The organism is Glycomyces tenuis DSM 44171 (assembly GCF_000427885.1).
GTDB lineage: Bacteria > Actinomycetota > Actinomycetes > Mycobacteriales > Micromonosporaceae > Glycomyces > Glycomyces tenuis.
Genome location: NZ_ATYW01000035.1, coordinates 1 through 13,809, shown reverse-complemented (window position 1 = coordinate 13,809; position 13,809 = coordinate 1). Strand labels below are relative to the sequence as shown.

14 protein-coding genes and 4 pseudogenes are annotated in these 13,809 nt (G+C 66.1%); 4 read left to right on the top strand and 14 right to left on the bottom strand.

Features of this window, described 5'->3' with window-relative positions:
• Positions 1–58: 58 nt before the first annotated feature.
• From YWW_RS0124020 to YWW_RS38375, 9 genes and pseudogenes are all read right to left on the bottom strand, one after another.
• Positions 59–928, bottom strand: coding sequence for an IS3 family transposase (locus tag YWW_RS0124020; RefSeq protein WP_026932017.1), 870 nt, complete (start codon positions 926–928; stop codon positions 59–61).
• 17 nt (positions 929–945) lie between these two features.
• Positions 946–1,248, bottom strand: coding sequence for a transposase (locus YWW_RS0124015; RefSeq protein ID WP_026932016.1), 303 nt, complete (start codon positions 1,246–1,248; stop codon positions 946–948).
• A 138-nt stretch (positions 1,249–1,386) separates the two neighbouring features.
• Positions 1,387–1,752, bottom strand: a complete 366-nt coding sequence (locus YWW_RS36300; protein WP_155830383.1) for a hypothetical protein — start codon at positions 1,750–1,752, stop codon at positions 1,387–1,389.
• Between the two features lie 251 nt (positions 1,753–2,003).
• The gene (locus YWW_RS0124010) at positions 2,004–2,378 is read right to left on the bottom strand and encodes a hypothetical protein (protein ID WP_155830382.1); all 375 of its coding nucleotides are present in this window, start codon (positions 2,376–2,378) and stop codon (positions 2,004–2,006) included.
• A gap of 371 nt (positions 2,379–2,749) precedes the next feature.
• Positions 2,750–3,496 carry an HAD family hydrolase gene (locus tag YWW_RS32710; RefSeq protein WP_051326256.1) on the bottom strand — a complete coding sequence of 249 codons (747 nt, stop codon included), beginning with the start codon at positions 3,494–3,496 and terminating at the stop codon, positions 2,750–2,752.
• Between the two features lie 59 nt (positions 3,497–3,555).
• Positions 3,556–4,829, bottom strand: a pseudogene (locus YWW_RS32705) (IS701 family transposase).
• A gap of 476 nt (positions 4,830–5,305) precedes the next feature.
• A complete protein-coding gene (locus tag YWW_RS0123995; RefSeq protein WP_035696788.1) occupies positions 5,306–5,752 on the bottom strand; it encodes a hypothetical protein in 447 nt (148 codons plus the stop codon).
• The gene (locus YWW_RS0123990; protein ID WP_026932087.1) at positions 5,749–6,450 is read right to left on the bottom strand and encodes a TetR/AcrR family transcriptional regulator; all 702 of its coding nucleotides are present in this window, start codon (positions 6,448–6,450) and stop codon (positions 5,749–5,751) included. Before YWW_RS0123990 ends, YWW_RS0123995 begins: the two co-directional genes overlap by 4 nt.
• 120 nt (positions 6,451–6,570) lie before the next feature.
• Positions 6,571–6,727, bottom strand: a pseudogene (locus YWW_RS38375) (IS5/IS1182 family transposase); the annotation flags it as partial.
• A gap of 112 nt (positions 6,728–6,839) precedes the next feature.
• On the opposite strand from YWW_RS38375, the pseudogene YWW_RS32700 reads away from it, so the two are divergent.
• Positions 6,840–7,613: pseudogene (locus YWW_RS32700) on the top strand (transposase family protein).
• Between the two features lie 68 nt (positions 7,614–7,681).
• Here the strand turns inward: YWW_RS32700 and YWW_RS37065 are convergent.
• The 3 genes and pseudogenes from YWW_RS37065 to YWW_RS38130 form a co-directional block, all read right to left on the bottom strand.
• Positions 7,682–8,062: a hypothetical protein gene (locus YWW_RS37065; protein WP_211228679.1), complete on the bottom strand. Its 381-nt coding sequence runs from the start codon at positions 8,060–8,062 to the stop codon at positions 7,682–7,684.
• 175 nt (positions 8,063–8,237) lie between these two features.
• Positions 8,238–8,456: an integrase catalytic domain-containing protein gene (locus YWW_RS37060; RefSeq protein WP_026932085.1), complete on the bottom strand. Its 219-nt coding sequence runs from the start codon at positions 8,454–8,456 to the stop codon at positions 8,238–8,240.
• A gap of 121 nt (positions 8,457–8,577) precedes the next feature.
• Positions 8,578–8,841 (bottom strand): annotated as a pseudogene (locus YWW_RS38130) (helix-turn-helix domain-containing protein); the annotation flags it as partial.
• 350 nt (positions 8,842–9,191) lie between these two features.
• Between YWW_RS38130 and YWW_RS0123965 the strand changes: the two are divergent.
• Together YWW_RS0123965 and YWW_RS0123960 are read left to right on the top strand one after the other, a co-directional pair.
• Positions 9,192–9,515 (top strand): hypothetical protein, encoded by a 324-nt coding sequence (locus tag YWW_RS0123965; RefSeq protein WP_026932083.1) that lies wholly within the window; start codon positions 9,192–9,194, stop codon positions 9,513–9,515.
• Between the two features lie 9 nt (positions 9,516–9,524).
• Positions 9,525–9,875 (top strand): VOC family protein, encoded by a 351-nt coding sequence (locus YWW_RS0123960; protein ID WP_026932082.1) that lies wholly within the window; start codon positions 9,525–9,527, stop codon positions 9,873–9,875.
• Positions 9,876–10,596: 721 nt separating this feature from the next.
• Here the strand turns inward: YWW_RS0123960 and YWW_RS0123955 are convergent.
• Together YWW_RS0123955 and YWW_RS0123950 are read right to left on the bottom strand one after the other, a co-directional pair.
• Positions 10,597–12,192, bottom strand: a complete 1,596-nt coding sequence (locus tag YWW_RS0123955; RefSeq protein ID WP_026932081.1) for a hypothetical protein — start codon at positions 12,190–12,192, stop codon at positions 10,597–10,599.
• A gap of 12 nt (positions 12,193–12,204) precedes the next feature.
• The gene (locus tag YWW_RS0123950; protein WP_026932080.1) at positions 12,205–12,528 is read right to left on the bottom strand and encodes a hypothetical protein; all 324 of its coding nucleotides are present in this window, start codon (positions 12,526–12,528) and stop codon (positions 12,205–12,207) included.
• A gap of 1,100 nt (positions 12,529–13,628) precedes the next feature.
• Between YWW_RS0123950 and YWW_RS38125 the strand changes: the two genes are divergently transcribed.
• Positions 13,629–13,809: transposase (locus tag YWW_RS38125; RefSeq protein WP_026932078.1), on the top strand; the 181-nt coding region annotated here is incomplete at its 3' end.

The following is a 13,809-nucleotide window of genomic DNA, read 5'->3' as shown; positions in this document are numbered from 1 at the left end:
TGAGGGGCCTTGGAGAATCCGGACACTGCTTCGTTGAATCTGTCTTACGTGTCCTGGGTTATGAGCCGGAGAGCTCGAACGCTTCCCGGACTTCGATCGGCGGGCGGTACCCGTTAGCCGAATGAAGGCGTCTTCGGTTGTACCACAACTCGATCCAAGCCATGATATCTCGCTTGAGCTCGGCTCTTGTAGCGTATGAGACCCGCGACACCAGCTCGTTCTTCAACACCCCGAAGAAGCTCTCGGCCATCGCGTTATCCCAGCAGACGCCTGTCCTGCCAACGGATCTGGCGATGTCGTGGCGGCGGCAGTAGGCGGCGAAGGCCCCGGAGAGGTAGTTCGAGCCCCGGTCGGAATGGAAGATCGCGCCGGGTGCGAAGCGCCGGTCGCGGCGGGCCATCTCCATCGCCTCGACCAGCAGCTCGGTGCGGAAGTGCTCACCGAGGGCGTACCCGACCACTTCCTTGGTGCAGCAGTCCAGCACGGTCGCCAGGTAGGACCAGCCCTGGTCGGTCCAGAGGTAGGTGACGTCGCCGACGAATTTGATCCCCGGTGCTTCGGCGGTGAAGTCGCGGCCGACCAGGTCCGGCAGATCGCTGTCGATGCCGTCGGTGAGGTTGCGGCGCTTCGCCTTCGGCTGGCATGGGACCAGGCCGGCCTGGCGCATCAGGAACCGGACCAGCTCCAGGCTCGCTTCGACGCCGTTGCGCTCCAGCTGGGCCCGGATGCGCCGGTACCCGTAGGTGGCGTCCGACAGCTCGAAGACGTCGATGATCTGGGCGGTCAGTTCCTTGCGTCGACGCGCCGCAGCCGACTCAGGCCGGGTACGCCACTCGTAGAAACCGCTGGTAGAGACCCCCAGTTGGCGGCACATGAAGGTCACCGGGAACGCGTACTCCGGTGCAGGATCGGATCGCATGAGCTCGATGAACTCATACTTGGAGGCTACTGTGGATCCTTCGCGAAGTACGCTGCTGCTTTTTTTAGGAAGGCGACTTCCCGCTCCAGCTCCGCGATGCGTTTCTCCTGCTCACGCACCTTCTTCCGAGCGTCGTCATCGGCTGGTGCAAGCGCTGGCGGCTCGATGCCGCGCTCAGCGCGGGCCTTCTTGACCCAGTTGTGCAGGGTGTACGCCGATATTTCGAGTTCCCGCGCGGTCGAGGCGACGGTCTTGCCCTGGTCGAGGACCATCGCGACGGCCATCTGCTTGAACTCGGGCTTGTAGGTCCGCGGAGTGGGCCTGGTCATGGAAACGGATCATCCTTCCTACCAGCCATTCTAGGCTGTCAGTCCGGCATCCCCAGGGCACCTCACCTCTTGGCCTGAGAGACTCCACCCCTGCACGATGACTGCTCGAAGTGCTCGTGCGCATCGACTCGGCATTCGTCAGATGGTGCCTGCCAGTCGGGCTTGTTGGATCAGGCGCTTGACGCTGCGGATGCTGACACCATACTGGAGGGCGAGGTCCTTCTGCTTGACTCCTGAAGCGAAGGCGGTGGCGAGTTCGGATCGCGCCTTGGGGGAGAAGCGCTTGTTGAGAGGGCGGGGCGACCTGCCGTAGTTGGTCTCGATGAGGCCGCCGCCTTCGCGTTCGGCGTCGTATGAGGGGCCCGGATGCTCAGTGCAGGTGGGCGACGGGCTCGTTAGATGTTCGAGCAGGCCGTCTAGCTGGGGGTTTGGGTTCGAATAAGCGAGTGTTAGGCTGACGTGGTGCTCGTTGGTGCTCGGTTGTACATGGTGGTGATCGAGCACCGCGAGGTATTATCCGCGGCCGCGTGAACGCAGATAGCGAGTCGCCGAACACGGCCCGCTCCTCCTACCTGCGCAAACCGAATTTGGTTCGATGGGATCGGGGTGCGCGGCTCTGTGGTCAGGCGTTCGCTGAGTGCTGCACGAAACGCTGCCGGTGGCCTTTGGCCTGACCGCGACGCCCTCATCAGGCCCGGCCTTCATTTCGCACTCCTCCAGGGTTCGTCCGACAGCCACAAAGGTCAAAAATCACGTTAGGGCGTCTCATCCTCGGATTTGATTTCGGTGACCGGGGGTCGGATGAAGCCCGAAGCCATCATCACGGTGGCGACCAGGGCGAGCACGATCAGGGGGAGCCAGAAGCCGGGGCCGGTCGCCACCAGGTCGCCGGGGTCGGTCTCCATGTCGTGGTCGAAGCTGAACGGGTAGACCAGGAATCCAGCCCTTTTGGAGAGGGCGCTCATCGCTTGGACCTCGGCGATCACGATCACGATGCCGGCGGCAACGGGCGCCAGGAGGCCGGTGGCCGTGCGCGGCAGCAGGAACAACAAGCCCACCAATACCAGCCCGAGCGGTCCGATGTACCGCGCTGTGGCGGGCAGCTGTTCCAAGAGGCGTTTCGGCCGCATCTGACGAAGCTAAGGCGCCGTGGCCGGGAGGGGTCCCGGATGCGGCGAACGGCCCGACCCTGGTGTGGAGCATTGGTTTTGTTGCAAGGCCGTCGCGGTTTGTTTGCACAGCAACGGATTCCGATCGGCGAGGTGCGGTTGTGCATGTCGCGAATCGGGCCGTCCACTGCACCACCCATGGTGCGGGGCGCCTCTCCGCCACATCCTCGATGGTGAACGGGGCGCTGCTGTCGGAGCGCCAGGAAGGGCCAGAAGCGTCACGATCACCGGCACGGGCCGGGCAAGCGAATGGGCAGGCCGTCTGTCTGCGGTGGGGTGCTCAAATAAGCGAAGGACGACAACATATTGTCATTCTTGAATATTATTTATGTCTAGTACTCCGGTTGTAAGTCTGAGTTTTGTGCGACGAGGGTGCCCTTGAGTTCGTTGAGCGAGTGGATGACGCCGATGTCGGCGTGGACCGCGACGCTGGCGTTGTCGTTCGCTCGGTCGAGCCAGATGCCGCGGAGCCCCGCTTGGTGGGCCCCCATCGCGTCGGTCTTGAAGTTGTCGCCGACGTAGGCCACCTCCTGCGGCTGGAGACCGAGCATGGTGCATCCGGCGAGGAAGATGCTCACGGCGGGTTTGGCGGCGCCGTGCTGATCCGAGCAGATGATCCGGTCGCCGAAGTAGGAGAGCAGTCCGATGGTGTCGAGTTTGCGGCGTTGATGGTCGGCGGAGGAGTTGGAGACGATCCCCAGGCGAAAGTCGGGCTCGAGCGTTTTGAGCGCAGGTTCGGCGTCGGGGAACGGTGCCCGGGTCGCGTGGCGGTGGGCTTGGTACCCGGCGAACCATGCGGCGGCCTCCTCGCCGGAGAGCCCGGCTTGAGTGGACGCTCCGATGCGGGCGAGGAGTTCGCGGGTGCGTTCGCGCTGCTGCTCGGCGAAGGTGAGTTCGCCGTTCAGGAAGCGGTCGTAGTGCCGCTCCTTGAGTTCGCGCCATAGTCCGAGCGCCGCGTCGCTATCGGGGAACCGGTCAAGCAGGCCCTGCATCGCCAGGTAGGCGAGCACACTGTCCGCTTCTGATCCCGAGTCGAACAGGGTGTCGTCGATGTCGAAAAGCACGCCCCGGATCAGCATGAGGTCATTCCTTTTGGTCGCGGGTCGGGACGGGCCGGGTGGCCCGGTTGCTGATGTTGTCACAGGGCCTGAACTCCGCTTGTCCCAACCGCAATGGTGTTCACGCAACGAGAGAGCTGCCGGGAGTAATGCAGCTGTCTCGCGACCGTTTGGTGGCGGCGGCGCCAGGTCGACCAATGGAGCCGGTGCGACCAGTCGAGGCTGGGCGCGATCACGGTGATCAGTAGGTGGCGGATCTCGTTGCAGGTCAACGGGATCAAGTTGAGTTTGCCTGGGTCGGTTTTGCGGGTGCGGGTGACGGCGAGGAAGGCGTAGGCGAGCATGGCGGGGGTGACTCACCGGTGCCAGGAGGTCCGGGTGCGGACCTGGTGCTCGTCGAGTCCGGCCAGTTCTTTGGCGCCTTGGAAGGTCTCCTCGATCCTCCAACGCATCCCGGCGACGGTGACCAGTGTTTGGAGCGGGACCGGTGTCGGGGTCCAGGTCAGGTAGGAGGCGAGCTCGCCGGTGCGCCGGTTGCGGCGCGCCAGCAAGTGCACGTGGCCTTCACCCTCGCCGTCCAGGTCGATCCAGGCCCAGTCGTAGCGACGCAGCCCCTTCGCGCCGTCGCCGGCCGAACGGGTCTGCCAGGCGACCCCGGCCTGCTCGATCGCTGCGGCGGAGGTGGTCTTGCCCGCCGCGACGACCACCGGCGTGGTGGAGGCGACGGCCAGGACGTAGGACAGTCCCCGCCGCCGGAGCCGGGCCCGCAGCTGCGGGTTGACGCCGTATGCCTCGTCGCCGACCGCGAAGTCCACGGTGACGCCCGCATCGAGCGCGGCTTCGATCATGACCCCGGCCAGCTCGGGCTTGGTGGCGAAGCCGACCTGTTCGGGCACCCCGGCAGAGGCGCAGCGTGCCGGTCGTCGGTCCAGGCTCTCGGCAGGTAGAGGCGGACATCGACCGCCGCGTGCCCGGCCGCGGTCGCGTAGGCGAGGTAGACCGCGATCTGGCAGTTCTCGATCCGGCCCGCGGTCTCCGAGTACTGCCGCTGCACCCCGACCGTCGCATCGCCCTTCTTGAGGTCACCGGTCTCATCCACGGCCAGGACCCGCGGTCCCGCTGTGGTGCCCAGGTGTTCGCAGGCCCAGGCGCGGATCTCGGATCGGACCCGGCCCTCGTCCCAGGCCGCGCGTGAGAGCAGGTGCTGGAACCGCCACGGCCCGGCCTCGCCCGCGTGCTCGGCCAGCGTCCAGCAGTTCCGCCGCTCCAAATGCGCCATCATCGCCTGCGCCAAGCGCTTGGCGTTCCACCTGGTCTCGATCCGGGCGAACGCCGGAGCCAGGTGCCCCCACAGCGCATCCAGGTCCGACAGCCAGCGGTCTGCGTCTACACTCGTCTCGAAGGCCGTCGTTCTCTTCTCTTGTCTCACAACAGCAATGATCACGACGGCCGTTCAGTCTCGGCATCCCCGCAGCTCACGTCCTGAACTCTCACTGGAGTACTAGCCGCACTGGCGACGATCAAACAGATCGAATCCAACCCCGACCTTCTACGGCCCCGAGCCCGAGGCGCGCCAGGCCCGGCCTCTCCACACCCCCCTGACACCTGTCATCAGGCAGCGTCTTGGAAAGGCGAGGAGTCAAGTCCAGGTTCCTCGGAACCCTCGCTCCAGCAGTTCGCCCTGTGCTTCGGCGACCGCGTCACGACCCAGACCGAACGCTCGAATCAGAACCGACCACCTTCGCCCACAAAGAACCTGAAAGTCCGCTACGAGGCCGCCATCCAGTTCGCTATCATCCTCGGCTGGCGACCTCGGGCCTGAGCGGCAGCCTAGCTGACGATGTTGTCGGCGATCAGGGCGTAGATGGCCCAGATCGACAACAGGCTGATCAGTGCGATCTCGCGCCAGGCGAGCCAGGGGTTGGCCTGGATCGCATACGAAGTGTGCTGGTTGGGCCGGACCGGTTCGGGCGGCATCTGCTCGTCGGTCAGCGGCCGGTCGAACCGGTGCACGAAGACCTGGATGAGCGTCATGCCGATGATCAGTCCGGCCGTGAAGCTCGTCACCTCCACTCCCGAGGCGAACATCAGCGCCGTCATGGCCACGACCAGCACCAGCGACACGGTGTCAAAGCCGCGTATGATGCGCTGGCCGCGTGCGTAGTACGACCCGACCCGCCTGATGCGGATGTGGTAGGGCAGGGCCGCCCACACGGCGAACTTGGCTAGGCTCTGGAGGAAGTACAGGATCAGCAGGACGGTGAGGACGACGGTCATCGGCGTCCTCCCTTCTGTTCGGTGCGGTCGGGGAACCACACGGCCAGCACGGTCGGGTCGATCAGCACGACCGAACCGGACGGCACGCCCAAGATCCGTTCGAGGGCGTCGGTGTAAGCGGCCGTCGTGCGCGCGGCGTCGCCGGCCTCGGTGCCAGTCAGGAGCGCTTCGGCCAGTCGGTCGTTCAAGTCCAGGGCGAGGTCGAGGAGGACTACGGCGCTGGATTCGGGATCGCTCGCGGTGAAGACGCGCGCCTGGACGCCCTGGTCGATCAGCTCGGCCAGGAGCGGGGCGATCCGGCCGGTGATCGCGCGGCGCAGCCGCTGCCGGACCACGGCGTTGGCGTCCGAGTGCCACACCCCGACCAGTTCGAGCAGGAGCTCACGGCGGTGCGTCTTCCACTGCCCAGCGGCAGCGAGGAACTGTTGGAGCTTGTCCAGGGGAGCGAGCCCGGTCTGGTCGACCACCGGGGACAAAGCGGCCGCGAGTCGCTCGCTGGTGCGGTCCATGACCGCTGCGGCGAGGTCTTGTTTGGAGTCGAAGTAGTGATAGAAGGAGCCCTTGGACGTGTCGAGCTCTTCGAGTACGTCGGCGATACTCATGCCCTCGTATCCCTTGGATCGCAGCAGTCGCTCGGCCGCATCCAGGAAGGCATCGCGCCGCCGGGCATGCGCCACCGGGTCCAGTGTCCGAGCCATCTCACTCCATAAATAGACCAACCGTCGGTCTAATAATAATCGAAAGCATGAGCACCCGTCAACCTCGAGTCGATGGGCGAGCCCGGCACCCTCAGTTCGTAAACACTGCCTAGGCGGCACCCGGTCGGCCAGGGGCAGGCTCCAGAGGCGGCCCCGCCGGGTCGCGTCGGCGCCCTCACGTACCAACTGGCGCACCAGGCGGGAGAAAACGCGAGTTCGCAGCCCTGGAGAAGGGCTCGATCCAACACTCGTCAAATGCCGTCACCACACGCACCATGGCATGATATGACTGAACCTCTCTCATCGTGAGTGAGTTCCGTTGTGCGGCAACAAAGAAGCTCCTGGTACAACAACAGTCGCCAAACACGTTGTCTCCCAGGAGCTTCCCGATGTTGTTGTACCAGGCCGCACTGCCGCTCTCGACGCGCACCTTGAACTACACCGCCAGCCCCATCCGCGCCCACCGCCGCGCCATCCGGTCGCGCTGGCGGGCTATCGATCCAGGTCAGCAGGCACTGCTGACCTTGGCGTATCTGCACCAAGGCCATACCTACGACCAGCTCGCCCCCCGGATTCGGGATCTCCAGGGCCACCGCCGCGCGGCGCGTGAACGAAGTCATCGACCTGCTCTCGGCCCAGGCCCCACAGCTTCGGACCGGCCTGCGCCGAGCCAAACGCTCGGGCCGGGGCTCGTGATCCTCGACGGCACCCTCATCCGCACCGACCGCCTCGCCGCCGACCGCCCGTATTACCAGGTCAAGCACCGATCTCACGGGATGAACCTCCAAGCGGTGGCCGATGCGGACGGGAACCTGCTGTGGATTTCGGGCGCGATCCGCGGCTCGATCCACGACGTCGCCGCGGCCCGGATCTGGCAGATACCCAGACTGCTGCGCGAGCATGGCCTGTTCGCCCTGGCCGATAAGGCCTACCAGGGTCTGGACCACGACCTGGTGGTCACGCCATACAAGGGGAAAGGCAAGCCCGAGTACCAGCAGGCCCACAACCGGCTCCACGCTCGGCTGCGCGGGCCGGGCGAGCGCGCCTTCGCGGAACTCAAGCAATGGCGCCTCCTGCGGAAACTCCGCTGCGATCCCCATCGGGCCACCCAGATCGCCCGCGCCATCGCCACGCTGAACCGCCACGAACGCCAATCACGATGAGAGAGGTTCAGTGTGATGTCTCAGGAGATAGGAAACGGGTCGAACCTGCAAGGGTTCGGCCTGTTTTGCTATGTAGGTCTGGTGGGTCCTTTGGGTCGGCCGGTGGGTTGGCGGTCGAGGGTGAGTTCGCGGAGGGTTTCGCCGGTGGCCGCGTTGAGGACGCGGATGTGCAGGCCTTCGATGATGCGCAGGACGCGGGTGCCTTCGTAGATGCGTCCGATGCCGATGTGGTGGAGCCGGCCGTTGTGGTGCAGGGTGGCTGATCCTGCTTTGTCGATGGTGCCGGTGCGGATCCGGCCCGGGTTCGCGGTGTCGAGTTCCTCGCCGGGGGCGGCTTTGGGGCGGGTGTTGTAGACCGTGGCGGGGTCGCTCGGTGTGGGAGCGACCGGGGGCCGGTGGTGGTTGCAGGCCTCGGCGAACGTGTCGATCAGCACCTGGAGCTGATCCATGGTCGTCGGCTGAGGGGCTTGCGCGGCGAGGTGTTTTTCATGGTCTGTTGGAAGCGTTCGACTTTGCCGCAGGTGGTGGGCCGGTTCGGGCGGGAGTTCTTCTGGGTGACGCCGAGGCGGGCGAGCTCGGTCTCGAGGGCGTTCCGTCCGCGTTTGTGGTTGGCGAGGCGGGTGGTTAGACCTGGCCGTTGTCGCTCAGGGTCGAGGCGGGTGCGCCGTGGGCGGCGACAGCGGTGCGGAAGGTGTCGCGGGTGATCGGTCCGGTCACGCGCTCGCGGGCGGTGACCGAGAGCGCGTAGCGGGAGCAGTCGTCGAGCCAGGTGAGGATCTCGGTATCGGCGCCGGTCGCGAGTCGGCAGTGGGTGAAGTCGGCCTGCCAGCACTCGTTCGGCATGGCGGCTTCGAAACGGATGTAGGAGGACTTGGGGCGTTGGTTCAACCAGGCCGGCCCGGGCGAGGTAGCGGTGGATGGTCGTGGTCGAGATGGTGGTCTTGTGGGGTTGCAGGTGCCAGGCGATGGTGTGGGGTTCGGCATTGAGACCTACTGCGGTGAGTTTCTCGCGCAGCTCCACGATCAGGGCGACCGTCGCGTCATCGGTGGCTTTCGGGGAGGTCTTCGGGCGCTTGGAGCGGGGCTCGAATGCCGCAGCGTCCTCGGCGCGGTATCGGGCGACGAGCTTGGAGACCCAGTTCGCAGAGACCCCGTATTCGCGGGCGACCTCGGCCTGGGACCGGCCTTGGAGGATGACGGCGGTGATGATCAGACGGGCTTTCGACATGCTCCAGATCAGACCCCGAAAAGTTTCCAATGACCCGAGACAATAGGTTTCCTATGTCCTGAACCAGCACACTGTCGACCCGACTTTGTGACCGCGTGTGAACGGCGGTAGCCGGGTACAATTTCGCGATTGTGTCCGGCCATGGCCGTTCGCTGTGAGGTCTTGAGGTCGGCTGCGGGGTCTGAGCGGCCTGGTGCTTCTCCGGGTGGACGCATCCGGGAAAGATCGCCGAACGACGCTCGGCCTATACCGGGCAACACGATGGGGCCCTGGCGTCCGGTGACGTCCGCAATCCCCGCGAGTGTGGCCGACCTCGAGATCGAACCGGTCGACCGGAACACCGAACGCCCGTGTGGCTCGGTGCGCTCGACCTGACCAACGATGACGCCTACATCGCTGTCGAAGCGTTCGTGTTCGCCGGACATGCCATGCACGTCCTACCAGTCTCCGCGGTCGCCCCAGATCGAACCAGGCACGCCGCAAGCGACGAGCGGATCGCACGCCTGGAACCCGCACCCCGCACCGCCCGGTTCGATGCGAACCACGCCCACATGACCGCGGTTGACCCTGCCACCGAGGCGGCGGTCGCGCTCGACGAGGACGGCACCCGTGCCCGCCGGACCCGCGGACAAGGTGCCGGTCTTCGCCGGCCCGGCGCGGTCGCGAGCCGCTAGCCTGAAAGCATGACCATACGTCGCATCGTTCCCGACTTCGAAAGTCCCGATGTCCGGGCCTCGGCCGAGTTCTACTCCCGCCTCCTGGGACTGGAGCCCGTGATGGACCACGGGTGGATCATCACGCTCGCCGACCCGAGCGACCAGGCGCGGCAGTTGAGTGTCTCCTCGCACGACGAATCCGCTTCGATCGTGCCCGAGGTCTCGATCGAAGTCGAGGACGTCGATGCCACGTATCGGCTGGCGCAGGAGATGGGCGCGGAGATCGCCCATCCGTTGACCGATGAGCCGTGGGGTGTGCGGCGGTTCTTCGTAATGGGCCCGGATGGCCACATCCTCAACATTCTTGGCCACTCATAGTGTTCGATCTGCAGATCGAAGGCCGTTCTTTGATTCCTTGAGCGCTCACAACCTCGAGGGATCCGCACGCCCGCTGCCGCTTTCGGTTCGCAGCAGGTTATCCCGGACACTCGTTCACCCGAACGAGACGCTGCACGGGTCTTCTCGGAGTCGGAGCCGATACTGGCGAGGAGCCGACCCGACGCCGCCTACGTCCGCACCTGGTCCTCGGTGATGACGGCGCGCTCGGCGGCCTCGGTCACGATCAACTCGGCTGTCTCCTCCTCGGTCAGCTCGCCCGAGCCGAGCCATCAACCCGGGTCACTTCATGTCGCTGATTCTTGGCCAGCGGAGCGAAGGCGAGGTCGACTCGGTCCTCGACCGGACGGGTCGCGTTGCGGCGCCGCGCCACCTCCGGCGGTGGGCACAGCACGACCAGCATCAGCGGCCGCCCCCCAGCCGCTTTGCGATAAAGGCCAACTTCTGGCGGGTCTCCACGTCTACGGAACGGCCCGTGTCCTCCGAACGGTCCACCTCGCAGGGGGGTCGGGCTCGCCCTCATCCCCAGGGCGACTCAGGTCTTCTTGCCGCTGCGGACCATCGGGGGCGCACCTGGAACGCCGCCCGTCGGCGCCTCCGGATTCGCACTGCACCTTGTCGACGGGTGTTGAGGCCCGCTCCACGCCTGGGGGCGGCTCGGCCGCCGGCCGAGCCGCCCCCAGGCGTGGATGTCGGGATTCGGTCATGCATAGGGGTCGTCGTCCTCGTTGACGATGCCCCAGACGTCCTCGTCCTCGTTCAGCCAGGTCTCCCGGCCCTTCTCGTTCTCGCCGGAGGATCCGGCTCCGCGACCGCCGCCGCCCATCATTCCGGGGCGGCCACGGCCCGCACCGGTCGCGCTTCGTGCTCCCGTTGCCGCCCCGCGGCCTCCGGCTCCAGCGCCGCCGTTCCCGCCTGGAATCATCGCGCCGCCGACGCCGCCCGGACCCGCACTGCTCGGCGCACCGATTCCGCCGGCGCCGCTCGGAAGGCCCGAGGGGGCCCCCGCGCCTCCGGAGGCCAGACCGCCGCTGATCTCGTCGTCGTCGTCGAATGCCGCCCCCCATGGGTTGTCGTCGGCATCCCAGCCGGTGCCGCCGGTGACCGAGCCGGGTGAGCCGAATCCGCCGTGTTCCAGTCCACTGCTGCTGGGAATCGTCGGCGTGCCGCCGAGATTCGAATCCGGGGCGGGAAGCTCGGGCGGATCGACCGGTTCCGGCTCGTAGTCGCCGAAATCGCTGATCGGCGGCGGATCGATCTCCGGGGGCGGAATCAGCTCCGGCGGCGGCAACTTGAAACCGATGTCGGTGATCGCCGGCGGGGTGCGGGTGCTGTGCTCCAATGCGGGATCGCCTTGGGCCGTCGCGATGTCGGTGTGGAGTGCCTCGATGCCCTCGTTGTACTGGTCCGAGGCCCGCTTCATGGTTTCGCTGAAGTGCTCGCCGAAATCGAAGAGGCTCTGGTCGTAGTCCGAACAGGCTTGGAGACGGGCCGACGTCGGGTCCATTCCGGTCTGCGTGTACTGCTCGGCGCGCTGGTCGACCAGCTCTTCCAGGGATTGGGTGAAGTCCTGGGGCAGGCCGAGGTTCTCCCAGCTCTGGCCCTCCCCTCTGTCCTTGGTGCAGTCGCCGCTGGCCCACGCCGGACGCACATGGATCCTGGAGTCGTTGATCATGCTGTCGCCGGCTCGCCACACATCGGGAGCGGGGAAGGGAATCTCGCAGGAGTCCCCGCCCTGGTCGGCGTAGATCCGATCCTCCAGGTACTGGAGTTCGACCTTCGCGGTGTCGATCTCGTCCAGGGCTTCGGTGAGGTTCGAACCGGCGATCTCGACTTGTTCGGCGAAGGCGTCGAAGTCGTCGCCCTCCCATTCCTGCGAGAGGTCGACGAGTTTGCTGCTCAGTCGGTTCGGCGTGTCCTTCAACGCCTCGTGCAGCTGCTCCCAGCCGAACCGCACCGCTTCGATCGAGTGGGCTGCAATACCCAGCGGACGGAGGGCGTCCCTGATCTCCTCGAAGATGAGCGGGTTCGGCTGCGCGACCCCGGGGCTGGGTTCGAGGGTGATCGACTGATGAACCTTCGGGACCGGCGACATCAGCTCGATCCAGGTCTCCTCCTGGTAGTGCCTGGGGTCGTCGGCGTAGGGGCAGTCGCCGTTGGTGCAGGGCTGCCGGGGAGTCTCCCCCTCGAAATCGCTCGCCCGGTTGGAGTTCAGTGTCTGGAACTCGTCACTGGTCCTGTCCGCTTCGATCTCGGGAGGATTCGGGTCGGCTTCGAACGTGGTCTCCTGGCCTGTCATGTTGGTCTCCTCCTACAGCTGTGCCTCGAAGTCCGCGGCGTTGAGGTCTTCGGTTTCAGCGTTGGCTTCCTTGATCTCCTCGAGGGCATCGATGAACGCCTGGTATGAGGCGAGCAGGTCCTGAATGTCCCCCCAGACCCCGGCATGGAGTCGGGTGTAGTCGAGACGGAGGTTGTCGGCGCCTTCGCCGATGCCGAACGCGGGCATCCGAGCCAATGGGCCGTCTTCGAAGTACTCCTCGATGACGTCGGTCTGGATCCTGGTGATCTCCTCTCGCAGAAATGAGATGAACTCGTCGGCCGCTTCGGGAGCGAAGATCCTGGTTTCTTGCGACATGGGGTCTCCGATCGCATTGAATTTCAATGGGTGTTGAATTAAAGATGTCTTCAGCTTGCGGCGCAGTCGTATCGATCGCCCCCCGCTCACGGGGGAGGCTCCTCCCTCGGTGGAGGGGACTCGAGGCAAGGCGCCCAATCGCGCCCGGTCGAGCCGGTGATGCGGGTGCCGAAGCAGTGCTGTCCAGGTTTCGCGGTGTGTCACGCGGCGAGTACGAGTCGTAGGCGGGTTTGGTGGCGTCAGCGGTTGCGGGCGGGGTAACGGCGTCGTCAGATCGACCAGCGGGCTTGGTGCGGGTGGGTAGGCGAGGCGGGCGCGGACCTCGTAGCGGTTCGGTGGGACGGGCGGCAGGTCAGCCGGGATGGCCTGCCCGGTTCTTTCGGCGGGTGACGGTTCGGATCCCATGCGGTGCGGGCGAGTTCGTGCGCCTCGGCGAGGGTGCAGAGGAGCATCGCCATCATGCCCAAAGGCGAGGCTGGCGAGCAGGTAGATGGCCTCGCGGTTGCGCCGCCGCGCGGTGGCGGCCGAGATGCCGAACTCGGTCGCGAGGTCGCGCTGCCGGAGGGGGAGTGAGAACGCTCGTGTGCGAAGGGTTGCTGCCTCTTTGTCGCGAGCTGCGCGGATCAGGCGCTTGACACTTCGGATGCTGACGCCATACTGGATGGCCAGGTGCTTCTGTTTTGCACCGGTGGCGAATGATGCCGCGAGCCTGGTTCGCGGGGCGGTCCAGCTCCGCCGCGAGGCCAGCCGAGGCCGTCTTCAGGGGGTGGCCCTTGCCGCAGCTCCCGGACCGCGCGTTCGAGCTCGGCGATCGGGGCTGTGTCGTCGCTGGTCGTGCCCGGCCGCTCACCGGCATCGATCTCGGCGCGCTTGCCCCCGGCGCGCGACGCCTCCCGATGCTCCCCGAGCTGGTCGGCCGGGGGCCGCGCCGGTCCGCGCCTTTGGGTCCTCCTGGCATCGATCGCCGTCCGTGCAGTCTGCTCACGCAACTCCTCGGTGCCGCCATGACGCTCATCCTTCCTGGGATGAAACTGGTCTGCTCCGGGTTTGACAGAGTCTGATTGTTGGGTTCTTATGCCACTTGGTCTTGAGAGGGTGGTATGGGACGACGTGGGTATCCGCCGGAGTTCCGGCGGAAGGTGCTGGATTTGATCGAGGCTGGTCGCAAGGTCGCCGACGTGGCGCATGATCTGGGGATCAGCGATCAGACGATCTACACCTGGCGGCGACAGGATCGGATTGACCGGGGCCTGGAGTCTGGGGTGACCAGCGCGGAGAAGG

Coding starts and splice junctions, on each gene's coding strand:
- YWW_RS0124015 (WP_026932016.1), bottom strand. CDS start 1,248: ATGACCAGGCCCACTCCGCGGACCTACAAGCCCGAGTTCAAGCAGATG.
- YWW_RS0123955 (WP_026932081.1), bottom strand. CDS start 12,192: ATGACAGGCCAGGAGACCACGTTCGAAGCCGACCCGAATCCTCCCGAG.
- YWW_RS32710 (WP_051326256.1), bottom strand. CDS start 3,496: ATGCTGATCCGGGGCGTGCTTTTCGACATCGACGACACCCTGTTCGAC.
- YWW_RS0123990 (WP_026932087.1), bottom strand. CDS start 6,450: ATGGCTCGGACACTGGACCCGGTGGCGCATGCCCGGCGGCGCGATGCC.
- YWW_RS0123995 (WP_035696788.1), bottom strand. CDS start 5,752: ATGACCGTCGTCCTCACCGTCCTGCTGATCCTGTACTTCCTCCAGAGC.
- YWW_RS37065 (WP_211228679.1), bottom strand. CDS start 8,062: ATGGATCAGCTCCAGGTGCTGATCGACACGTTCGCCGAGGCCTGCAAC.
- YWW_RS0124010 (WP_155830382.1), bottom strand. CDS start 2,378: ATGCGGCCGAAACGCCTCTTGGAACAGCTGCCCGCCACAGCGCGGTAC.
- YWW_RS37060 (WP_026932085.1), bottom strand. CDS start 8,456: ATGCCGAACGAGTGCTGGCAGGCCGACTTCACCCACTGCCGACTCGCG.
- YWW_RS0123960 (WP_026932082.1), top strand. CDS start 9,525: ATGACCATACGTCGCATCGTTCCCGACTTCGAAAGTCCCGATGTCCGG.
- YWW_RS0123950 (WP_026932080.1), bottom strand. CDS start 12,528: ATGTCGCAAGAAACCAGGATCTTCGCTCCCGAAGCGGCCGACGAGTTC.